The sequence below is a fragment of the Corynebacterium uberis genome (genome assembly GCF_020616335.1).
Classification (GTDB): Bacteria; Actinomycetota; Actinomycetes; order Mycobacteriales; family Mycobacteriaceae; genus Corynebacterium; species Corynebacterium uberis.
Genome location: NZ_CP085051.1, coordinates 1,458,612 through 1,479,535 on the forward strand (window position 1 = coordinate 1,458,612; position 20,924 = coordinate 1,479,535).

General features: G+C 65.1%; 20 protein-coding genes. 6 read left to right on the forward strand and 14 right to left on the reverse strand.

Features of this window, described 5'->3' with window-relative positions:
- Window positions 1-215 precede the first annotated feature (215 nt).
- From LH390_RS06755 to LH390_RS06765, 3 genes are read left to right on the forward strand one after another with little or no spacing between them, the layout of a single operon-like run.
- A complete protein-coding gene (locus LH390_RS06755; protein ID WP_227282038.1) occupies window positions 216-818 on the forward strand; it encodes a biotin transporter BioY in 603 nt (200 codons plus the stop codon).
- Window positions 818-1,519, forward strand: a complete 702-nt coding sequence (locus tag LH390_RS06760; RefSeq protein WP_227282037.1) for an energy-coupling factor ABC transporter ATP-binding protein — start codon at window positions 818-820, stop codon at window positions 1,517-1,519. Before LH390_RS06755 ends, LH390_RS06760 begins: the two co-directional genes overlap by 1 nt.
- The gene (locus tag LH390_RS06765; RefSeq protein WP_227282036.1) at window positions 1,516-2,157 is read left to right on the forward strand and encodes an energy-coupling factor transporter transmembrane component T family protein; all 642 of its coding nucleotides are present in this window, start codon (window positions 1,516-1,518) and stop codon (window positions 2,155-2,157) included. Before LH390_RS06760 ends, LH390_RS06765 begins: the two co-directional genes overlap by 4 nt.
- Window positions 2,158-2,161: 4 nt before the next feature.
- Here the strand turns inward: LH390_RS06765 and LH390_RS06770 are convergent, their stop codons facing one another.
- Window positions 2,162-2,998 carry a PspA/IM30 family protein gene (locus LH390_RS06770; RefSeq protein WP_227282035.1) on the reverse strand — a complete coding sequence of 279 codons (837 nt, stop codon included), beginning with the start codon at window positions 2,996-2,998 and terminating at the stop codon, window positions 2,162-2,164.
- 160 nt (window positions 2,999-3,158) lie between these two features.
- Between LH390_RS06770 and LH390_RS06775 the strand changes: the two genes are divergently transcribed.
- Window positions 3,159-3,494, forward strand: coding sequence for a helix-turn-helix domain-containing protein (locus LH390_RS06775; protein ID WP_227282588.1), 336 nt, complete (start codon window positions 3,159-3,161; stop codon window positions 3,492-3,494).
- Here the strand turns inward: LH390_RS06775 and LH390_RS06780 are convergent.
- Both LH390_RS06780 and pgsA read right to left on the reverse strand, forming a co-directional pair.
- Window positions 3,491-4,009, reverse strand: coding sequence for a CinA family protein (locus tag LH390_RS06780; protein ID WP_227282587.1), 519 nt, complete (start codon window positions 4,007-4,009; stop codon window positions 3,491-3,493). The genes LH390_RS06775 and LH390_RS06780 overlap by 4 nt on opposite strands.
- A 7-nt stretch (window positions 4,010-4,016) precedes the next feature.
- Complete coding sequence (gene pgsA / locus LH390_RS06785; RefSeq protein ID WP_399524457.1) at window positions 4,017-4,604, reverse strand: CDP-diacylglycerol--glycerol-3-phosphate 3-phosphatidyltransferase; 588 nt, start codon at window positions 4,602-4,604, stop codon at window positions 4,017-4,019.
- Window positions 4,605-4,691: 87 nt separating this feature from the next.
- On the opposite strand from pgsA, the gene LH390_RS06790 reads away from it, so the two are divergent.
- Window positions 4,692-4,991 carry a YciI family protein gene (locus LH390_RS06790; protein WP_227282034.1) on the forward strand — a complete coding sequence of 100 codons (300 nt, stop codon included), beginning with the start codon at window positions 4,692-4,694 and terminating at the stop codon, window positions 4,989-4,991.
- Between the two features lie 85 nt (window positions 4,992-5,076).
- On the opposite strand, the gene LH390_RS06795 is transcribed toward LH390_RS06790, so the two are convergent.
- The 7 genes from LH390_RS06795 to dapB all read right to left on the reverse strand — a co-directional run bounded on the left by LH390_RS06795 (window position 5,077) and on the right by dapB (window position 14,697).
- A complete protein-coding gene (locus tag LH390_RS06795) occupies window positions 5,077-6,090 on the reverse strand; it encodes a TerC/Alx family metal homeostasis membrane protein (protein WP_227282033.1) in 1,014 nt (337 codons plus the stop codon).
- Between the two features lie 310 nt (window positions 6,091-6,400).
- A complete protein-coding gene (locus tag LH390_RS06800; RefSeq protein WP_227282032.1) occupies window positions 6,401-9,394 on the reverse strand; it encodes a DNA translocase FtsK in 2,994 nt (997 codons plus the stop codon).
- A gap of 64 nt (window positions 9,395-9,458) precedes the next feature.
- On the reverse strand, window positions 9,459-10,100 hold the full coding sequence (locus tag LH390_RS06805) for a TIGR03085 family metal-binding protein (protein WP_227282031.1): 642 nt from the start codon (window positions 10,098-10,100) through the stop codon (window positions 9,459-9,461).
- Window positions 10,101-10,158: 58 nt separating this feature from the next.
- A complete protein-coding gene (locus LH390_RS06810; RefSeq protein ID WP_227337353.1) occupies window positions 10,159-12,207 on the reverse strand; it encodes a ribonuclease J in 2,049 nt (682 codons plus the stop codon).
- Window positions 12,208-12,209: 2 nt separating this feature from the next.
- A complete protein-coding gene (dapA, locus tag LH390_RS06815; protein ID WP_227282029.1) occupies window positions 12,210-13,115 on the reverse strand; it encodes a 4-hydroxy-tetrahydrodipicolinate synthase in 906 nt (301 codons plus the stop codon).
- Between the two features lie 72 nt (window positions 13,116-13,187).
- Window positions 13,188-13,910, reverse strand: coding sequence for an FAD-dependent thymidylate synthase (gene thyX, locus LH390_RS06820; protein ID WP_227282028.1), 723 nt, complete (start codon window positions 13,908-13,910; stop codon window positions 13,188-13,190).
- Window positions 13,911-13,947: 37 nt separating this feature from the next.
- Complete coding sequence (gene dapB / locus LH390_RS06825; protein WP_227288177.1) at window positions 13,948-14,697, reverse strand: 4-hydroxy-tetrahydrodipicolinate reductase; 750 nt, start codon at window positions 14,695-14,697, stop codon at window positions 13,948-13,950.
- A 92-nt stretch (window positions 14,698-14,789) separates the two neighbouring features.
- Here dapB and LH390_RS06830 point away from each other — a divergent pair, with 92 nt between their 5' ends.
- Window positions 14,790-15,455 (forward strand): AMIN-like domain-containing (lipo)protein, encoded by a 666-nt coding sequence (locus LH390_RS06830; protein ID WP_227282026.1) that lies wholly within the window; start codon window positions 14,790-14,792, stop codon window positions 15,453-15,455.
- A 25-nt stretch (window positions 15,456-15,480) separates the two neighbouring features.
- Here the strand turns inward: LH390_RS06830 and LH390_RS06835 are convergent, their stop codons facing one another.
- The 4 genes from LH390_RS06835 to LH390_RS06850 form a co-directional block, all read right to left on the reverse strand.
- Entirely contained in the window at window positions 15,481-17,775 is a 2,295-nt protein-coding gene (locus LH390_RS06835) for a polyribonucleotide nucleotidyltransferase (RefSeq protein ID WP_227282025.1), read from the reverse strand.
- A 266-nt stretch (window positions 17,776-18,041) separates the two neighbouring features.
- A complete protein-coding gene (rpsO, locus tag LH390_RS06840; protein WP_227282024.1) occupies window positions 18,042-18,311 on the reverse strand; it encodes a 30S ribosomal protein S15 in 270 nt (89 codons plus the stop codon).
- 137 nt (window positions 18,312-18,448) lie between these two features.
- Window positions 18,449-19,861 carry an MFS transporter gene (locus tag LH390_RS06845; protein ID WP_227282023.1) on the reverse strand — a complete coding sequence of 471 codons (1,413 nt, stop codon included), beginning with the start codon at window positions 19,859-19,861 and terminating at the stop codon, window positions 18,449-18,451.
- A gap of 61 nt (window positions 19,862-19,922) precedes the next feature.
- Window positions 19,923-20,879 carry a nucleoside hydrolase gene (locus LH390_RS06850; RefSeq protein ID WP_227282022.1) on the reverse strand — a complete coding sequence of 319 codons (957 nt, stop codon included), beginning with the start codon at window positions 20,877-20,879 and terminating at the stop codon, window positions 19,923-19,925.
- Window positions 20,880-20,924: the final 45 nt, after the last annotated feature.

Sequence of the window (20,924 nt, forward strand, 5' to 3'; positions counted from 1 at the left end):
TGTCTGTCTTTGACTGTGCGCGGACCCGTTAAGGTTCCACGGAGCCTGTTGATCAGACCACGTCGTACCGTAGTACACCGCCGTGACGGCGCCGGTACCAACACCGCTCATCATACACACACCTGTTCTAATTCCACGTTCCGCGTCGATCTCCACCTCGCCCGTGAGCGCGCCGCCTTCCCCCAAGTGAACAGTGTTCAGGGTACAGTGATCCCATGCTGTCACCATCGACCTCCAACGCCGGGCCCGCCCGGGGCACCGCGGCTGGCTTCGCCTCCGTGCGCGACCTGGCCTACTGCGCCGTTTTCGCCGCCTTGATCATCGTGTTGGCGTTCGTATCCATTCCCGTCGGCGCCGCCGGGGTTCCCATCGTCGCGCAAAACGCCGCCATCATTCTCACCGGTTTGGTCCTCGGGCCGCGCCGCGGACTGATCACCGTGACTACCGTGCTCGCCTTGGGCCTCGTCTTGCCGGTGCTGGCCGGCGGACGCCACGTCATCGGCGCACTCGCCGGGCCGACAGTCGGCTACATCGTCGGCTACGTGGTCTGCGTCATCGTCGGCGGCGCCATCGCCTACCGTGCGCCCAGGTCCCGGGGGGTGGCCACCACGGTGCTCATCAGCGTGGCGGGAATATGCGCCCTGGCCACCCAGTATCTGTGCGGTGCTCTCGGCCTATGGGCTAGGGCTGGACTCTCTGCCATGCAGGCGCTGGCCGCGCAGGTGCCCTTTGTGCTTCCCGACGCCGCGAAGCTCATTGTTGTCATCCTCGTCGCCATCTCCGTTCGGGCGGCCTTCCCCCAGCTGCACCAGCGCTAATGGCCACCATCGAACTGCGCGAAGTCTCGGTTGACTTCGGCGCCGGGGTGGTCCTGGACAACATCAGCACCACGCTTACCCAACGCCGCGTGGGCATCATCGGATCCAACGGCTCCGGAAAGTCCACCTTTGCCCGATTGCTCAACGGGCTGACCCAGCCCACCTCTGGGCAGGTGCTCATTGATGGCTGCGACGTCTCGACCCACGGCAAACAGATCCGCCGGCGCGTGGGATTCATCTTTTCCGATGCAGACAACCAGATTGTCATGCCTACTGTCGTCGAGGATGTGGAGTTCTCCCTGCGTCGCAGCAAACTGCCTGCCGCCGAGCGACACACCCGCGCAATGCAGTGCCTGGAGCGCTTTGGACTCGCCGATCATGCGCAGGCCTCTCCGCACACCCTTTCGGGCGGCCAAAAGCAGCTGCTGGCACTGGCCGCCGTGACGGTCTGCGAACCGGACATCATCATTGCCGATGAACCAACCACGCTGCTGGACCTGCGCAATCGCATGCGCATGGCACAGCTTTTTTCCCGGCTCAGCCAGCAGCTGATCATTGTCAGCCACGACATGGATCTGGTGCGCACCACCGACCGCGTGTTGTGCATCGAATCCGGCGAAATTGTGGCTGACGGCGCCCCGGACCGCGTCATCGACGCCTACGCCGAACGCGTCACCGCCCACCCACCGCAGCTGCCATGAGACTGATTCCCACCGCGATACCGCTCGGCTATTACTACCCCAAGCACGGACCCTTGCATGGGGTACGCGTGCCGGTCAAACTCGCCGGAATCGTCCTTTTTGTCCTCGCCGGGGCACTCTTTATCACCAGCCCCATCGTGGCTGGCGGCTACGCACTCGTGGTTCTGGCTGCCTACATCCTCGCCCGCATCCCCCTATCCGTGGCGTGGAGCCAGTTGTGGCCAGCACTGCCGCTGCTGGTAGCGCTGAGCGCCTTTCAGTGGTGGCAGCGCGGCCCGGCCGTGGCCGCCACGCTGCTGTTGGTCCTCGGGGCGGCTCTCCTCGCCGCCTGCCTGCTGACCGTGACAACTACCATCGGCGAGCTCTTAGACGGCATCACCTCAGCCCTCGAACCCTTTCGCCGCTACGGCGTCCCCGTCGAGCGCATTGGGCTTTTGCTCAGCCTCACGCTGCGCCTGATCCCCCTCCAGCTCCAGGCCGTGACAACCGTCTTGGAGGCGCGCCGCGCCCGGGGCGCGGGCATGGGGCTGATGAGCTTTATCACTCCGGTCATCGTGCGCAGCCTGCGGCGCGCGGACGCCATCGCAGAGGCCCTGTGGGCCCGGGGTGCAGGCGATGACCCCCGCGATGATGAGTGATTGATTAGTTCTGGTTGCGCAGCTGCCGCATCTTTTCTGCAACGGCGTCCGACGGCGCGGCGGCCCGCTCGGAGCCATCCGTGATGGCCTCCGTGGCGCGGCCGGATTCCACGGCGGACTGCCCGCCGTTCATCTCTGCGCGAATCTGTTCGAGGCGCGAGTGCCCCGCCATCTGGATGCCGGCCTGCTGTACTTCGGCCATGCGCGCTTCCACGGAGTTTTCCGCCAGCTCAGCCTGGCCGAGGGCGTTGGCGTAGCGGCGCTCAATCTTCTCGCGCACCTGGTCCAGGTTGGGCGAGGAGCCGGCGGTCAGCGAGTTCATGGATTTCATGGACTCCGCGACCTTTTCTTGCATCTTGGCCTGCTCCAGCTGGCTGAGCAGCTTGGAGCGCTCGGCAACCTGTTCTTGCAGCTTGGCGGAGTTGCGCTCCACCGCGGCCTTGGCCTGCTCGGCCTGCTTGAGCGCCTGATCGTGGAGCTGCTTGGTGTCCTCGACGGACTGTTCGGCGGTAACCAGCTGGGCGGCGAACGCCTCGGCCGCGTTTTCATACTCCACGGCCTTCTTTTCATCGCCAGCCGCGCGCGCCTTATCGGCCAGGGCCAGGGCCTGCTTGGTATTGGCCTGGAGCTTTTCAATGTCCCCGAGGCGACGGTTGAGTTGCATCTCCAGCTGGCGCTGGTTACCGATGACCGCGGCGGCCTGCTGGGAGAGCTCCTGGTGCTGGCGCTGGGCCTGCTCCATGGCCTGCTGGATCTGGACCTTTGGGTCGGCGTTCTCCTCGATCTTGTTGTCAAAGAGCGCCATGAGGTACTTCCAGGCCTTGGTAAACGGATTAGCCATGAGTGTAAGAGCCTTCCTAACCTAAAAAAGTGTCACTGTCCGCCGGTGCTTTGTCCTGGATTGCGGACCGTCCTGTCCAAGATGGTACATCGACACCCGGCCATACTTCTGCTGGCTGGGGCGGGGAACAAAACCCGGCGGCGAAGAGTTGATCTACATGATGGTTACTCACACAGCTGTCTTAGACAAGCCCTCCGTTGTGCGCACCCCCGTGCGCCACCCTGAGCCCCTGCTGCGCCAGGCCCTCGGGGAGGCCCTGCGCGGTTTTCGCGCCGAGGCCCACGTCACGCTCCGCGAGCTAGCCGAGGCCTCCAACGTCTCCTTGAGCTACCTCTCCGAGCTTGAACGCGGCCGCAAAGAGGTCTCCTCCGAGGTGCTCGCTGCAATCTGTCACGCCCTGGGCGCCAGCGTTGCTGATGTCCTCATCGAGGCTGCCGGAACGATGGCGCTTCACGACGTCGCCGACGAACTCGCGCGCGCCCCGCGTACGGTCTAGCGGCTCATCCTCAGCTGCTCGCGCAGCACATCCAAGCCGCCGGCGACGGCCTGCTTTCGGATCGCCGCCCGCGAGCCACGTAGCAGTAGGTCGCCCGATTCAGCGGCCTGCTGCCCCGGCGCTGCACTGCCCAAGCGCCGCGCGACAGTGCCCCAGGGGCCTGCCACCGCGGCCCAGACCTCTCCTACTGGGTGACCATCCTGCGGCTGCGGCCCCGCTACCCCTGTCAGCGCCACCGCCCAATCCACGTTCAGCACCGAGCGCGCCCCCTGAGCCATCGCACGGGCGGTATCCGCACTGACCGGGCCCTGGGCGTCCAATACCGCCTGGTCGACTCCTGCCAACGCCGCCTTGAGGTCGGTGGCGTAGGTGACTAGCCCGCCGCGGAGCGCGGCGGAGGCCCCGGGGACGTCGGCAAGCGTGGCACACAACAGACCCGCAGTCAACGACTCACAGGTACCCACCGTCCAGCCGTGCTCGCGCAAGCAGGACAGGACGTCAGCGGCGGGCGCGATAGGCACGCTAGTTCTCCCGTCGTGCGTCCAGGATGTACTGCACCCCGGTGACCACGGTGACCACCACCGCCACCCACATCACAGCGTGCGTGGGGTACGTCATCCAGCCAGGCAGCGGGCAGAGGTATAGCGCCACGCCGAGGGTTTGCAGCACCGTCTTGAGCTTGCCGCCCTTGCTAGCCGGCACCACCTTGCCCCCGCGCAACAGCACCATCCGCCACACCGTGATGCCGAGTTCCCGGATGACGATGATCACCGTAATAACCACCGGCATCGCCCCCACGACGTTGAGGCACACCATGGCGGTGATCATCAGCGCCTTGTCTGCAATCGGGTCGGCGATCTTGCCAAAATCCGTGACCAAACCACGCTTGCGGGCGATATCCCCATCCAGCTTGTCCGTGGCCATGAGCACCGCAAACACCGCGAAAGCCGCCCACATCCAGCCGGTATGCGTATCATCCCCACGCACCACACACCACGCGAAAACCGGGATGAACAGCACGCGCAGGCACGTCAACACGTTAGGCAGGTTCCAATTGGACACCGGCGCCGGAGACGATTCGGGGGTTTTTGCGGTCGAGAATGCACTCACGCCCACCACAGTACCGCGAACACAGCCTTGCCAGTGCCCGCAAGCCCCCTCAGGCCCCGCACCACGCAGCCCTCTATCCTAGAAAGGGTGAACCATTTTGCTGTCTTTTACTCCTATGACCCCGCCGATCCCGCCATCGCCGAGACCCGACCCAAGCACCGGGAGTTTCTCCGCGAGCTCAAAGACGCCGGCCAGCTCGTCGGCTCAGGACCCTTCGACGATGCCACCGGCGGCGCGCTCATCGTGGTACGCCTCGCAGAACCCGCCGGCGTGGCAGAGGTAGAAACCCTCATGAACCACGACCCCTTCTGGGTCTCCGAACTGCTCACCGACCGACAAATCCGCCCCTGGAACCCCGTGCTCAACGTCTTTTCTGCCGCCGAATAGCCGCAGCCGCCAGCGCCCCCGGGCCCGCCGCGCAGCGGGCCAGCCTGCGGTCTACCCCAGGGACTTACCCGCGGGCTTCGCCCGCCTAATCGGCGGCACGCACGCGCGTATCAACACCACCTGCAGCCTGGTCCCGCTTGTTCTTCCACAGGGAGGCAAGCACCGTCACGGTAAGCACGACCACAATGACTATCAGTGACGCCTCTGTCCCCACCTCCGGTACTGGCACGGACTCGCCGCCGTTGATAAACGGCAGATGGTTGTTGTGCAGGGCATGGGCGATCAGCTTGAGCCCAATGAATCCCAGGATGACCGCAAGGCCGTAGGACAGGTAGACCAGCCGATCGAGCAGCCCATCCAGCAGGAAGTACAGCTGGCGCAACCCCAGAAGAGAAAAGGCGTTGGTGGTAAAGACCAGGTACGCCTCCTGGGTGATGCCATAGATTGCCGGGATGGAATCCAGGGCAAACATGACGTCGATGACGCCGATGGCCACCAGGGCAACCATCAGCGGGGTGAAGTGGTGGCGGCCCTTGCGGTGCGTGATCAGGTGATCGCCCTCCAGCTCAGGGGTGACCGGGATGACCTTACGAATAATCTTGATGGTGGCCATGTCCTGCGGGTCCGTCGGCGGGGCATCACGCAGCTCATCCACCAGCATCTTGCCCGCGGTAAACAGCAGGAACAGCCCGAACAGATAAAACACGTCCGACCACGCGTTAATGATTCCGGCGCCGAGCAAAATGAACAGCAGCCGGAACGCCAACGCCAGCACAATGCCGATCAGCAGCACCTTTTGCTGGTACTTGCGCGGAATCTGAAACGCCCCCATGATCAGGGCAAAGACAAAGAGATTGTCTACGGACAGCGCCTTTTCCGTGACGTATCCGGTGAAGTACTCAATGCCGTGGGTGTGATCCCACACCAGGTAGACCAGGCCGCCGAAGGCGAGCGCGATGCCAATGTAGAACGCCGACCACCAGGCTGATTCCTTGATGGACGGCTCGTGCGGGGTGCGCACGTGCGAGTAGAAGTCGAACACAAAAAATCCGAGGATCACCACGATGGTGACTCCCCAGACCCACAACGGCACAGTCATATTCTTTTTCAGTCCTCCGGTTGGTTGGCACATGGGCAAAACCGGAGGTCTCCCCCACTCACGGCCGGTGTTGGTGGGCCGCTGAGCCGACATGACCGGGGGCGCGCATGCTGGCGTGCCACCGTGCTGACGATCAATGTCGCGGGCGGGGTACTCCCCTCCACCCGCGCGCACGACAGCCGCGGGTGCTTTTCAGCCTACAGTAGGCCCCAGCGGGCAACCATGCGCGCCCCGCTGCGGCCGCGGCACCTGCGAACACCCGCTTAGTGCGTCTGCAAAAGCCTGGCGTCAAGCCTTGCCTGCGGGCCTTCTAAAACGCGGACTGGCTCGGGTTGGCCTGGGCGCGCACCACCGCCGTGGGTGCCTCTGAGGGGCCCGGTTGCGGGTCCTGGTCCTCCTGCGCGGCATCGGGTTGACCGAAGTCATCCTCCTTGGGCGCCTCCGCGGGGTCCGCACCCTTGATCATCCAGATGATGGTGTCGAGTTCTTCGGGCTTGACCAGCACCTCCCGCGCCTTGGAGCCCTCGGAGGGGCCAACCACGCCGCGCGTTTCCATCAGGTCCATCAGGCGACCAGCCTTGGCAAAGCCGATGCGCAGCTTGCGCTGGAGCATCGACGTGGAGCCCAGCTGTGAGGTGACCACCAGCTCGACGGCTTCGAGCAGGTCATCCATGTCCTTTCCGATGTCCTCGTCAATGTCCTTCTTGGAGTCCTGCGCCCGTTCCTCCGTCACACCTTCCGCGTAGTCCGGTTCTGCCTGCGCCTTGGCGGCGTCAACCACGCGCTGGATTTCCTCATCGGTGACAAACGCCCCTTGGAGGCGCTGCGGCTTGCCAGCACCCTGCGGGATGAACAGGGCATCGCCCATACCAATGAGCTTTTCTGCCCCCGACTGATCCAGGATCACCCGTGAGTCCGTCAGCGAGGAGGTGGCAAAGGCCAACCGCGAGGGCACGTTGGTCTTGATCAGGCCGGTAACCACGTCCACCGAGGGCCGCTGCGTAGCCAGCACCAGGTGGATGCCCGCTGCGCGGGCCTTCTGGGTGATTCGGACGATGGAGTCCTCGATTTCCTTCGGGGCCGTCATCATCAGGTCGGCCAGCTCGTCGACCACGCACACGATGAACGGATAGGGCCGGTAGACCCGCTCGGATCCGGCAGGAGCCTGAACCTGGCCTGCACGCACCTTCCTGTTGAAGTCTTTGATGTGGCGCACGCGCGCGGACTTCATGTCCAGGTAGCGCTGCTCCATCTCTTCGACGAGCCACTGAAGCGCCGCAGACGCCTTCTTCGGCTGGGTGATAATCGGGGTGATCAGGTGCGGAATGCCCTCATAGGGGGTCAATTCCACCATCTTGGGGTCGACGAGGATGAGCCGAACCTGCTCGGGGGTCGCCCTGGTGAGCAAGGAGACGAGCATGGAGTTCACAAACGCGGACTTACCGGAGCCCGTCGATCCCGCGACCAGCAGGTGCGGCATCTTTTGCACGGAGGCGGACACGAAGCGGCCCTCGATGTCCTTGCCCAGGCCAATGACCATGGGGTCCTGGTTGGCTTGCGTTTCCGCAGCGTTGAGCACGTCTGCCAGGCGCACGATCTCCCGGTCCGTGTTGGGGACCTCAATGCCCACTGCCGACTTGCCCGGGATGGGCGTGAGCAGCCGAACGTTGTCGGTTGCTGCCGCGTAGGCGAGGTTGGACTGGAGGTTGGTGATCTTGGACACCTTGACGCCGGGGCCCAGTTCCACCTCGTAGCGGGTGACTGTGGGCCCGCGGGAGAAGCCGGTGACGGCGGCGTCGATTTTAAACTCCGCGAAGACGTCGCTGATCGCCTCGATCATGCGGTCGTTCGCAGCCGAGCGCGTCTTCGGCGGGTCGCCGTCGATGAGCAGGTCGGTCGAGGGCAGGTCGTAGTCGGTTTCGGTCTCCTCGCCGGCACCAGCCGGGGAATGTTGCACCGGCTGTTCCTCGGCCGCGGGCGCAGGCGTGCGTGCGGGCTTGGGCGCGGCTGGCTTCTTCTTTTCCGCGCGCGCGGATGCGGGGCGGGCGGCACCAGAGCGCGCGAGGATGGCGGTGCGCATCGCCTCCCTGCTGCGCGCCACCGCATCATCGGGCGCGCCTGCTGGGGTGATGGCTGCGAACTCATCGGTGTCCGCCGCAGACGGTGCGGGGGGCTCCGGTGCGGAGGCGGGGGCGTCGAAAAGCCCGGGTTGGACGGGGGCATCGTCCTCGGGCAGCGGGTAGGCCTCCATGGGGGTGGGCTTCCTGCTTCTCGACGCCCCCTGCGCCGGCCGATGCGTCGTGGTTGCGCGCCGCTCCAGCTCGGTGTTCACGTGCGCGTAAGGGTCCTGAGACTCGTCGTCCTCCTCGTCTTCCCGGTCCGCGTGGATGCTCGACACGACGGCGTCAGAGAGGTAGTCCCACCCCTGGCGCACGGTAATCCCCGTCGCCATGAGCGCACCGTAGACGATGACCAACACGAGCAAGGGGCAGGCAAGCCAGGCGCTAAAGCCGCGCTCGAGGATGCCTCCCAGCACCGCGCCCAGGGCACCTCCTGCCTCACCGCGCTCACCCCAGGACTCCGGGGTGCCCGCCAGCACGTGGATCAGCCCAAGCATGGCCCAGACGATGATGCTCACGCCCACAGCCACGCGGTTGCGGGTCGCCGCGTGCGTCGCCCGGCCAATCATGAGCACCACGGCGAGGATCACCAGCGCAATGGGAGCAATGTATGCCCCGGCGCCGATGGTGACGTGCACGGCCGTGGCGATGCCCCGGCCCACCGGCCCCGCCACGTGGAACCACACGGACCCGGCCAGCACAACGGCCACGCCCAGCAGGATCAGGCCCAGCCCATCCGAGTGCTGGGAGACAAAATCCGTGCCCGACTGGCTACCTTCAGCCTGCTGCTCCGGCTGTTCTTTCTGCTGCTCTTCTGGCTGCTCGCGAGCGCGACGACGGCGCGCCGGACGCGGCTCGGCCGCCTGCGCTACCGGCGAATGATCTGCGTCTTCTGCGAGCTCGTCATGCCGGGGCGAGCGCCGAGTCACCTTGGCAAACCCGGAGGCGGTTGCCCCGAATAGGGAGCCGATGCCACTTCCCACTGCGCGCAGCGCGCTGCCGGTGCGTTCCTGAGAGGAACCCGCAGCCCGAAACGCCGAGGTAGCCGGGTAGACGGCCGTCTCCTGGGCGTTGAGCACCCGGGTATGCGCCGCCTTCGCCGCGCCCGAGCGCGCACGGGATGACCCCGCGGGGCGCGCGCTGGACGGTCGGTTCTTCCGGGAGGGGGAACTCGTGGCAGACATGGCAACTAGACTAGCGGCCCACCACCCCACAGATCACTTTCGCCACACTAGTTGCCACGGACACTCAGATAGCCGAGCGCACGACGGCGGACTCATCCCCCTCGATGCTCACCCGCACCGCATCGCGGCCAAAGGCCCACAGCAGCAGCTCACCGGCCTCCCCGGACACGCGCACCACGTCATCACCACGGCGCGCCACCCCGGTTGAACGCGCCGCCACAATAGGAACCCCCGCCGGCGGGCACAGCACCACCGAAGAGCGCGACTTGCGCAACAGCAACGGCGCCATCCGGGCCACCAGATCCTGCAGCTGGCGGGTGACCACCGCGCTGAACTCGCGCGACTCCGCCAAGGGCTCGCCGCGCATGACCCCGCCGCGGCGAACATCCTCATGGTGAACAAAATGCTCGGCAGCGTTCATCGCGCCGTCCACCAGCCGAACGGGATTGAAGCGGCCCGGGCCCGCCCCCCACTGGCGCACCACGTCTTCATAATCACGCGCCGCCTGCGTGCGCGTGACCGCCGCTAAGTGCCCGCGCGCAGGCGGCAGAAACATCCCGAGTGCGGCATCAGGGCGCGTCTCCCGCACGAGCAAGTGCACTGCGAGGTCCCGGGTGGTCCACCCCTCACACAGCGTGGGTGCGTCGGGCCCGAGGGCTAAAAAAAGATCGCGCAGCTTGCTGCGCTCAGCTCCGGAGAAAGACATGATCCCCAGCATAGGCCTCCCGGCCCACACTGGGGATCACCCGCGCTACGTGCTCACGCTACAGCGATTCACGTGCGGCCTTGACCGCATCATCGGGGATCGTCTGATCATGATCCGAGGTCATGGGGATGACCGTCGGCAGGATCATCGGCTCCCGACGCCACGTCTGCTCAACGAAGCGCGAGATCTTGCGGCGCACCTGCTGAACCATGCGGTAAGGATCATTCTCGCCTTCCGCGGCAAGATCATTCATGGTGGTCTCAGCCAGGGTCCGCACCTCCGGGACCATCGCGCGATCGTCCTCGGCGAAGCCCTTGGTCTGCACCGTCGGCGACTCCATGAGCCGGCCGGTCCGGTTGTCAATGACGGCAGTAATGGCGATGATGCCGCCCTCGCCCAACGAGGTCCGGTCCGCCAGCACGTCCGCATCCACGTCGCCCATGGTCACGCCATCGACGTAGAGGGTGCCCACCGGAATCTGGCCCACCACGCTGGCGCGACCATCAACCAGGTCCACCACCACGCCGTTTTGGGCCAGCACCGTGCGGTCCTCCGCCACCCCGGTAGAGATGGCCAGCTGCTTGTTAGCCCGCAGGTGGCGCCACTCGCCGTGCACCGGCATGGCGTTGCGGGGACGCGCAGCATTCCACAGGAACAGCAGTTCCCCGGCGTAGCCGTGCCCGGAGGTGTGCACCTTGGCATCACGCCCGGTAACCACCGTGGCGCCGATCTGGGCGAACATATTGATCACGCCGAAGACGGCCTCTTCATTGCCCGGCACCAGCGAGGAGGACAGGATGATCAGGTCGCCGTCACGGACGGTGATCTGGCGGTGCTCACGCCGCGCCATCCGCGACAGCGCGGCCATCGGCTCGCCCTGGGTACCGGTGGTGATGAGCAGCACCTTGTGCGGAGCCATCTTGGCGGCTTCCTCCATGGGGATGATGGTGCCGCGCGGGGCCTTGAGGTAGCCCATCTTTTCCGCGATCTCCATGTTGCGCAGCATCGAACGCCCGTTGAACGCCACCTTGCGGCCGGCGGCCACCGCGGCATCCACCGCGGCCTGCACGCGGTACACGTTGGAGGCGAAAGACGCCAAGATGACGCGCTGACGCGCCTCAGAGATCAGCCGCTTAAGGGTCGGGGCGATGTCTGCCTCCGAGCCGGACACCCCCGGGGTGGTGGCGTTGGTGGAGTCACACAGCATCAGGTCCACGCCCTCATCTCCAAAGCGCGACAGGGCCGGAAGGTCCGTCGGGCGCCCATCGGTGGGGGTCTGATCCAGCTTGATGTCGCCGGTGTGGATCACCAGGCCGGCGCCCGTCTTGATGGCCAGGCCCAGGCAGTCCGGAATGGAGTGCCCAACGTGCCAGAAGCGCAGGTTGAACGGGCCCCGATTCTCGTTGGAATCCTCATTGACCTCGATGAGCTTGGGCCGCTGGCGATGCTCCTTACACTTGGCCGCAATCAGCGCCAGGGTGAACCGCGAGCCCAGGATCGGGATATCCGGGCGCAGCTTGAGCAGCCACGGGATGGCACCGATGTGGTCCTCGTGGCCGTGGGTAATCACCAACGCGTCCACGCGATCCAGCTTGTCTTCGATGGGGCCAAAGTCCGGGAGGATCAGGTCCACGCCCGGCTCCCCCGAGGAGGGGAAGAGCACGCCGCAGTCGACGATGAGGATGCGGTTGTTGTACTCAAAGACCGTCATGTTGCGGCCGATTTCAGAAATTCCGCCGAGCGCATAGATGCGCAGGCCATTCTTCGGCGCCTTCGGCGGCTGTGGCAGGCGCTTGGTCAGGTCAGCACCCTGCATGGACTTGACCACGTTGCGCCGACTGTTGGCGTTTCCGCCATTCTTTCCCTGCTGGCCGCGGCCATTCTTGGAACGCGACCCTGACCCGCCGCGCTTATTGTTGCGCGAGCGGCGTGACGAGGCGGAGGAGGAAGAGTCCGAGCGTGCGGTCTCTGCGTCCTTCGCTCCCCCCGTGCGGGCGCCACCGGCAGCCGTCTCCGGGGCCTGAAAAACCGGCGCGGCCTCATCAGCGGACGCGGGTGTTCCGGCTTTGCGTGTGACCCTCCGGGAACGGTTACGGGTATCACTCATATTTATAGAACTCCAGCTTTCTGCATATCTTCACGGAGACGCTCCACCTGATCGGGCGTCGGTGCGACGACCGGCAGGCGAGGATCTCCCACATCTATGCCCTGCAGGCGCAGGGCAGCTTTAGCAAGGCTGGCCCCGCCCAGGCGGGCCTGGGCGGCAACCAGCGGGGTCAGCGTGGCGTTGATCTTCCTGGCACGAACCAGGTCGCCAGCGTCGAAGGCGTCATACATCTCGCGCAACTTACCTGCCGCGACGTGGCCGATGACGGAGATGAATCCGGACGCGCCCAGGGACAACCAGGGCAGGTTCAACGGATCATCGCCGGAGTACCAGGCAAGCCCGGTCTCTTCAATCAGCCTGGTCGCCGCCGCGAGATCACCCTTGGCGTCTTTGAGCGCCTTGATCGTGGGGAGCTGCGCCAAGCGCTCGATGGTCTCGGTGGCGATGGGAATCCCCGAACGCCCGGGGATGTCATACAGGCACACCGGGAGCGGCGTTGCCTGGGCAACCGCAGCAAAGTGCTGGTAGACGCCTTCTTGAGTCGGCTTCGAGTAATAGGGAGTGACCACCAAGAGCGCGTCCGCGCCTGCTTCGGCTAAAGCCTGGGCGTTTGCCACGGAGACTCGGGTGTCATAGGTTCCAGCGCCTGCGATGATCTTCGCGCGCTGGCCCACCTCCTGTTTTACTGCCGTGAGCAGGTCGACTTTCTCAGTCAACGTGGTCGTCGGAGACTCGCCGGTGGTTCCGGAAAGAACCAGCGCATCGCAGCCCTCGTCGACCAGGTGGCTGGCAAGGCGGCGCGCTGCGTCGAGGTCTAACTCCCCAGCGGAATCAAAGGGGGTGACCATGGCGACGCAGACGGTGCCGAAAAACTCGACTCCGGCTTTTGCAGTCAAACCTGTGCTCATGGCTAACCAGACTACCCGCCTAGCCCCCCGATGACCGCATTCACCGCACCACGCCGCGCGCGCTGCACAGGGCTAGGACGGATACGTCTGGCTACCGCCAGCTAGGTCCGCAAACGCGTCGGGCGCCTGCGCGCTCAGCCCGGCGAGGATCAGGCCGGCAAGCTCGCGCAGTTCTGCATCCGCGTGCCCGCCCAGCCAGGAGGCCAACAGCCGGCGCCAGGTGCGGAAGTTGGCGGTCACCACTAGCTGCGTAGCCCACGCCCCCGGGAGGACCGCCCGGGCCGCGGCCTGAGCCCGCAACGCGGAGACGACAGCATTGTGCTCACCGGGAGATTCCTGGGACGTCTCGCTCAGGGCGTCGAGAAGCTCCCCATAGGCAAACCGTGCGTCGGCGACGCAGCGCGAAAACAGCTCGTTGAGCTGCGGGTCGGCAGCAATCTGCGGCGGGACCACCACGGGCGCGGCGCCCACGTCACCATGCGCCGCGGAAAGCTCTGTAATGCTGAGCATCCGGTGGGTGTGCAGCTGCGCGGCCGCGAGCCCAGAGATACCCCGGATGAGCACCGTCGCGGTGGCGTGTTCAAACAGCCGCTCCGAGCCGACCTCGACCACATGGCGCACGTAGTCATGCGTGCTCGCCGTGCGTGGGTTGGGCCGGTGGAACGTCTGCGCGCGCGTGCGCCCGGCGAACTCAATGAGCGCCTCAGGCCCGCTGGCTGACTCATCCGGCGCCCACTGCACATCCGGAGGAAGAATGAACCGCGACACCGCCACGACATCCGCGCGCAGACTCACCTCACCGGGCACCTCGCCTTGGCCCACCACGCGGCAACTACTCCAACCCCAGGAAGGAATCCAGGCCCACCGTCAAGCCCTGGTGCGAGCCCACCTCCCGGACGCCAAGGAGCACCCCGGGCACAAAAGAACTGCGATCATAAGAGTCCTGCCGGATGATCAAGGTTTGGCCCATCGCCCCAAAAATGACCTCCTCATGCGCGTTCATGCCCTGCATGCGCACCGCGTGCACGGGAATACCGTCCACCACTGCCCCGCGGGCGCCATCGAGCTGCTGGTCCGTGGCATCCGGCGCCGCACCCAGGCCGGCCTCCTTGCGCGCCGCGGCAATGCCCTGGGCGGTGTGGATCGCCGTGCCCGACGGCGCATCCAGCTTGTTCGGGTGGTGGAACTCCACCACCTCGGCGGAATCAAAGAAGCGCGCGGCCTGGCGGGCAAAGTTCATGGTCAGCACCGCCGAGATGGCAAAGTTCGGTGCGATGAGCACGCCTACCTCCGGGTGCTCGCCACACCAGCTGCGTACCTGCTCCAGGCGCTGCTCATCAAACCCCGTCGTGCCCACCACCGCGTGAATGCCGTGAGAAATGCAAAACTCCAGGTTGCCCATCACCGCGGCGGGGACGGTGAAATCAATGACCACCTGGGCACCCGAATCAACCAGGACCGACAGGTCATCGTCCGCATCAACGCGGGCCACCAGTTCCAGGTCTTCCTCCTGCTCAACCGCCTGCACCATGGTCGATCCAACGCGGCCATGAGCTCCCAGCACTGCAACCTTAATGGTCATGTTCTCTCCTTCGCGCCCGATTACCCAGCCCGGACGCATTGTGCGTTTTTCCTAACCTGCACCAGTCTAAGCCCAGCCAGTACCATCGGGTCATGGATACCCGCCGCTACATACCAGTTGGTGTGCTGCTTGCCACGGCCCTCGCCGCCTGCTCTCCGCAGCCCACCCCGCTTGACGACGCCCCCTCCCCCACCGCCACCACGACCGTGTCCGCCGAGTCCTCCGCCGCCACCGCAACCGCAACCGAGCACGCCCAGGCGTCCGCCCCAGCCGCCCTCGCGCACGATGCTGACACCGCCACGGCCCCGCCCGCGCGCCCAACTGACCTCATCGGCCCCGGCGAGCGCAGTCACGACGAAGGCTCCGGCGCCCCGGATCTGACCGTCACGGACGTGCGCACCGGCTCCCACGGCGATTTCGACCGCGTGGTCATCGAGTTTGCCGGCACCGGCACCCCCGGCTGGTTCGCAGAAATGACCCCCAACCCCACCCAGCAGGCCTCGGGCCGGCCCATCGCCTACGAAGGCACCCAGGCCATCGTGCTAAGCGTGTACTTTGTGCCCTACAGCGGGGAAAACGGCGCGGAGATCCCGCAGCCCGGGCAAGCCGCCGGGCCCGCGGGACACATCACCGGGGTGCGTTTTGACTCCAACTTTGAGGCCAATTCCCAATACGTCGTCGGGTTAGACACAGCGCGCTCCTACCGGGTGACTACCGCGACCAACCCCACTCGGGTGATCGTGGACGTCTACCAGTAGGAGCGCGCTGCGAGCGGCGGTGTGGCTAGTCCTCGTCGCCGGAATCGTCGACCGGGACCAGCGAGATCTTGCCGCGGTTATCAATGTCGGCGATCTCCACCTCGATGGTGTCGCCGACGTTGATCACGTCCTCGACCTTCTCGATGCGCTTCTTGCCGCCCAGGTTGGAGATGTGGATGAGCCCATCGCGGCCCGGGGTCAGGGAGACGAACGCACCGAAGGCGACCGTCTTGACCACGGTGCCCAAGAACCGCTCGCCCACCTTAGGCAGCTGCGGGTTAGCAATGGCGTTGATCTTCTCAATCGCCGCGTCCGCCGCCTCACCGGTGGCTGCGGAGACATAGACGGTGCCGTCTTCCTCGATGGAGACGTCAGCGCCGGTCTCCTCCGTCAGGGCGTTGATGTTCTTGCCCTTCGGGCCGATCAGCTCGCCGATCTTGGACACCGGGATGTGCACCGTGGTGATCTTCGGCGCCAGCGGGTTCATGTCATCCGGGGTCTCAATGACCGTGGCCATCGTGTCCAGGATGGCCAGGCGAGCCTCGCGCGCCTGGTTGAGCGCGGCCGCCAGGACCTCCGAGGGGATCCCGTCCAGCTTGGTATCCAGCTGCAGCGCGGTGACAAAGTCCTCCGTGCCGGCCACCTTGAAGTCCATGTCGCCGAAGGCATCCTCGGCGCCCAGGATATCGGTGAGCGCAACGTACTCGGTCTTGCCGTCCACATCACCAGAGACCAGGCCCATAGCAATACCGGCCACCGGAGCCTTCAGCGGCACGCCGGCGTTGAGCAGCGACAACGTCGAGGCGCACACGGAGCCCATCGACGTCGAGCCGTTCGAGCCAAGGGCCTCAGAGACCTGGCGGATGGTGTAGGGGAAGTCCTCCCGGGAAGGGATCACCGGGCGCAGCGCGCGCTCGGCGAGCGCACCGTGGCCGATCTCGCGGCGCTTCGGCGAACCGACGCGGCCGGTCTCGCCGGTGGAATACGGCGGGAAGTTGTAGTGGTGGATGTAGCGCTTGGACTTCTGCGGAGACAGCGAGTCAATCTGCTGCTCCATCTTGAGCATATCCAGCGTGGTCACACCCAGAATCTGGGTCTCGCCGCGCTCGAACAGCGCCGAGCCGTGGGCACGCGGGATGAGCTCCACCTCTACCTCAAGGTGGCGGATGTCGGTGGTCTTGCGGCCATCGATGCGGTAGTGCTCGCTGAGGATCTTCTCACGCACCACCTTCTTCATCACGGCGTTGTAGGCCGCACGGATCTGCTTGGACGCCTCCGCGGGGCTTAAGTCATCGCGCCCGTCACCGCTGAAGCGATCCACCAGGGCGTCCTCAACAGAGACCATGTGCTCGTTGGTGGCGTCGTCGCGGTCCTGCTTGCCGGGAATGGTCATGAGCTGGCCGAGCTTCTTCACGGCCTTCTTCTCCACCGCGGAGTAGATCTCATCGGTGTAGGGCGGGAAGACGGGGAACTGCTTGGCGGAATCCGATCCTGCCCGCTCGGCCAGACCCTCCTGGGCGCGGCACAGCACGGCGATGAACGGCTTTGCGGCCTCCAGGCCTTCAGCCACGGTGGACTCGGTGGGCACGGGCGCGCCCTCGGCGATGCGCTCAACAACCTGGTCGCCGGCGCCGGCCTCCACCATCATGATGGCCACGTCTTCTTCCGCGTCGCGGCCCGAGCCGCGGGTGACAATGCGCCCGGCGACGACGATCTCAAAGATCGCCTGCTCGTGTTGTTCCACGGTGGGGAATGCCACCCACTGGCCTTTCGGGTGGTCCTCATCAGCCAGCAGCGCCATGCGCACGCCACCGACCGCGCCGGACACCGGCAGGCCGGAAATCTGCGTGGCGGCCGAAGCACCGTTGATGGCCACGACGTCGTAGAACTCCTCCGGAGACTGCGACATGACGGTGATGACTACCTGGACCTCATTGCGCAGACCCTTGACAAAGGTCGGGCGCAGGGGGCGGTCGATGAGGCGGCAGGCCAGGATCGCGTCCGTGGACGGGCGGCCTTCGCGGCGGAAGAAGGAGCCGGGGATGCGTCCCGCGGCGTACATGCGCTCTTCCACGTCAACGGTCAGCGGGAAGAAGTCCAGGTTCTCCCGCGGGCTGGATGACGCCGTGGTGGTCGCCAGCAGCATCGTGTCATCGTCCAAATAGGTGGTCACGGAGCCGTCGGCCTGTCGGGCCAGCTGGCCCGTTTCAAAACGAATCTCGCGGGTACCAAAGTCCCCGTTATCAATCGTGGCAATCGCCTCGGTGATATTGACGTCTTCATCAAACCCGAACTCAACAAACTTGTCCGCGTTTTTCACCGGGCTGGTCTTCCCCCTCCGAGCCCCACCGCTGTTATTTTTCTTGCTGTCATTGCGCCGTCTAGGCAACCTTGACCCTCCTTCGGGGTAATCAATCCGGCGATCGTCGCTGCCGCCGTGTCTGGGATATATGTCAACTCACCAGAGTCTAGCAGCCGATCCGCTATATACCACCCCGTTACGCGCAAACGCCCGGAGTCAGCCAAATAATGGCAACTCCGGGCGGGAGGGCAATCTCGGGACTTTCCATCCCGGGAAAGTAACGCCTAGCGGCGCAGCCCCAGACGCTTGATGAGGTCGCGGTAGCGATCAATGTTGGTCTGCGACAGGTAGTTGAGCAGACCGCGACGGCGGCCGACCATCAGCAGCAGGCCACGACGCGAGTGGTGGTCATGCTTGTGATCTTTCAGGTGCTCCGTCAGGTTGTTGATGCGCTCCGTCAGCAGCGCAACCTGGGCCTCCGGAGAGCCCGTGTCCGTCTCATGAAGGCCGTATTCCTTCAGGATTTCCTTCTTCTTCTCAGTGCTCAAAGCCATGGAAGATTCACCTCACAGTTATTTCAGTCCACATGAAAAGAACCGCCCCGCGGGGCGGCGGGCGCGACTACTGTGGACCGCAGTCGCTTCAACCTGGACCAGACCCTACCACAGGGCCCAATCCAGGTGAAAAATAGCTACTCCTGTGCGCTGGCGCGCCCCCACGCATCCGCGTAGAGATGACGGCGCACCACCAGGAACCACACCACCCCGGCCACGCTGATCGCGCCCAGGATGAGGAAGATGACGGAGAAGTGGGCCGCCTGGCCCGCACTCGCCCCCGTGACCGTCACCTGGGCGAAGGCAGAGCTGCTCATCAGCGCACCAAAGATGGCCACGCCGATAGACGGGGAGACGTTCATCGCCAGGTCATTGAGCCCCACCGCGCGGCCGGACTCTGACACGTCAACCGTCCCCACGACCGTGTCCACCACGGGCGAGTACATCATGGCCAAGCCGGCGAAGAAGAAGATGGCGCTCAACCCGATAGCCCAGATCCCTGACTCCAGCGTAAAGGCGGCGAGGAACGCGGACAGCGCCATCAGGATGCCCGCCAGGAGAATACCCGGGCCGCGCCCGATCCAGCCCACAATGCGCCCGGAGAGCATGCCCGTGGCCCCACCAACGAGGTTGGCCCACAGCAGCACGAAGGACATGGCCATGGTGTTGCGCCCATACAGCGCAGCCCCCACCGAGTTAAACAGCGGGTTCATAGCGTATTGGCCAAGGTAGAACACCAGGATCAGGGATACCGCCATGAGGTAGCGGCGGTTAGCAAAAAACGCGGGGCTGACAAATGGGTCCTTGGCTTTGGCAATGTAGGCGCCAAAGACCACCAAGAGGACAACGAACAGGCCCAGCAGCCACCACTTTTGGGTGCTAAAGAAGATCACCAGGCTGCCCACCATGAATCCCGCGATGACAAATCCGATGACGTCAATGCGTTGGGCGCGCCCGCGCACATCGGGCAAGTTAGCCAGCAGCGACGGGGCGAAGAAGAGGGACAACAGCGGGATGATGAACAACCAGGTCCAATTCACCCGGGACAGTTGGCCCGCCGCCACAATGCCCACCGCGGTAGAAAACTGGTAGGCCGCGGTGAACACGCCAAAGTAGATGACCTTCTTGGCCCCGGGGGCGTATTTGGTGGCCACCACCAGGTAGACGGAACCGGCGACTTGGCAGCCGGCGGTCTGGATTGCCCGGGCGATGATGACTAACCAGATGCTTGAGCCGCTGAGCAGCCCCAGCACGGAGCCGACCACAATGAGCACCAGGCCCACGAGCATGAGCCGGCGCAGGGACACAAAGTCGCCGAGGGAGCCATAGATGACGCAGGCGATGCCCAGGACAACGCCCGGAATGGCGGTAATCAGTGAGGCCTGCTCTGGGGCCCCCAGGTCTGCTCCGATGTCCGCAAAGACAAAGTTGAATGCCTGCAGACACAGGATTCCGAAGACAAAGATGAACACCAGCCCCGGCATGGCCTTGAGCACTTTGGTGGTGTCCACGGTGGTATCCGCCGCAGTCGGGGTCGGGGAAGACGTCATGGCGGTTGTCCTTTCTGTGTGAGTCACAGTGGTTGACCAAACGAGCCAACGCTCGGTGGGACTAATCGCGTGCTTCGAGCACTGAGCCGATCCGGGCCATGAATTCCTTTAAGAATCGATCCACGTCCACGCCCACGGCGGCGCGTGAGGTCTTGGTGGCCTCGCGCAGCCGCTTTTCATCCCCGATGGTGCGCCCGCGCGTCTCCCCTTCGGTGTCTACCTTGAGGTTGATGTCCAAGCAGGTGACCAGGGATGGATCCACCGCCACGCCCACGGCGAGCGGGTCGTGCAGGCCGCAGCCGCCCAGGTAGGGGGCAGTGGTCTCATAGGCCTTGATGTAGTAGTCCGTGATGTCCGCCATCGCCGTGGCGGCGGGGGTGCCCAGGGCGCGCCATACGGCGGTGTCCTGGTAGGTCAGCAGGGTCTGCAGGGTGACGTCCAGGCCGATCATAGTGAGGTCCTTGGCCTGGCGCAGCACGGTGTCGGCAGCTTCCGGATCCTGGTTGATGTTCGCCTCGGTCCAGGCGTTGACGTTGCCCGGCACGGTCAGCGCGCCGCCCATGATGACGATGTGCGCATTGTCCGCGAAGGTGGGGTCCTTGGCCATGGCCGCCGCAAGGTTGGTGCAGGGCCCCGTGGCCACGATGACCAGATCATCCCCGTGGGTGGCCACGGCGTCGATAAGAAAATCAACCGCACTGGTCTGCTCGAGACTGCGGGCAGACGCCGGGATATCCACATCCCCGATGCCGTTGTGGCCGTGGATGAACGCGGAGATCTCCAGCACCTCGAAGCCGTCGGTGGTGCTGGCGTGCGGCTCGCCGACGTAGACGGGCACCTCGGGGTGGCCCAGCAGGTCGAGCAGTGCTAGGTCATTGGCGGCGCCTTGTTCAATAAGAACGTTGCCGTAGGTGCACGTCACGCCGATGAGCTCGAGTTCCGGCGAGCCGAGGGCATACGCCAGGGCCAGGGCATCATCGACGCCAGTATCAAGGTCGAGGATGATCTTGCGAGTCATGAGGTTGTCAGACCTGCCTTCTTGGATGAGAAAGGGAACAAAATT

Excerpts from the sequence above, each read along its gene's own strand:
- LH390_RS06755 (WP_227282038.1), top strand. The coding sequence starts at position 216 with ATGCTGTCACCATCGACCTCCAACGCCGGGCCCGCCCGGGGCACCGCG.
- LH390_RS06760 (WP_227282037.1), top strand. The coding sequence starts at position 818 with ATGGCCACCATCGAACTGCGCGAAGTCTCGGTTGACTTCGGCGCCGGG.
- LH390_RS06765 (WP_227282036.1), top strand. The coding sequence starts at position 1,516 with ATGAGACTGATTCCCACCGCGATACCGCTCGGCTATTACTACCCCAAG.
- LH390_RS06770 (WP_227282035.1), bottom strand. The coding sequence starts at position 2,998 with ATGGCTAATCCGTTTACCAAGGCCTGGAAGTACCTCATGGCGCTCTTT.
- LH390_RS06775 (WP_227282588.1), top strand. The coding sequence starts at position 3,159 with ATGGTTACTCACACAGCTGTCTTAGACAAGCCCTCCGTTGTGCGCACC.
- LH390_RS06795 (WP_227282033.1), bottom strand. The coding sequence starts at position 6,090 with ATGACTGTGCCGTTGTGGGTCTGGGGAGTCACCATCGTGGTGATCCTC.
- LH390_RS06800 (WP_227282032.1), bottom strand. The coding sequence starts at position 9,394 with ATGTCTGCCACGAGTTCCCCCTCCCGGAAGAACCGACCGTCCAGCGCG.
- LH390_RS06805 (WP_227282031.1), bottom strand. The coding sequence starts at position 10,100 with ATGTCTTTCTCCGGAGCTGAGCGCAGCAAGCTGCGCGATCTTTTTTTA.
- LH390_RS06810 (WP_227337353.1), bottom strand. The coding sequence starts at position 12,207 with ATGAGTGATACCCGTAACCGTTCCCGGAGGGTCACACGCAAAGCCGGA.
- dapA (WP_227282029.1), bottom strand. The coding sequence starts at position 13,115 with ATGAGCACAGGTTTGACTGCAAAAGCCGGAGTCGAGTTTTTCGGCACC.
- dapB (WP_227288177.1), bottom strand. The coding sequence starts at position 14,697 with ATGACCATTAAGGTTGCAGTGCTGGGAGCTCATGGCCGCGTTGGATCG.
- LH390_RS06830 (WP_227282026.1), top strand. The coding sequence starts at position 14,790 with ATGGATACCCGCCGCTACATACCAGTTGGTGTGCTGCTTGCCACGGCC.
- rpsO (WP_227282024.1), bottom strand. The coding sequence starts at position 18,311 with ATGGCTTTGAGCACTGAGAAGAAGAAGGAAATCCTGAAGGAATACGGC.
- LH390_RS06845 (WP_227282023.1), bottom strand. The coding sequence starts at position 19,861 with ATGACGTCTTCCCCGACCCCGACTGCGGCGGATACCACCGTGGACACC.
- LH390_RS06850 (WP_227282022.1), bottom strand. The coding sequence starts at position 20,879 with ATGACTCGCAAGATCATCCTCGACCTTGATACTGGCGTCGATGATGCC.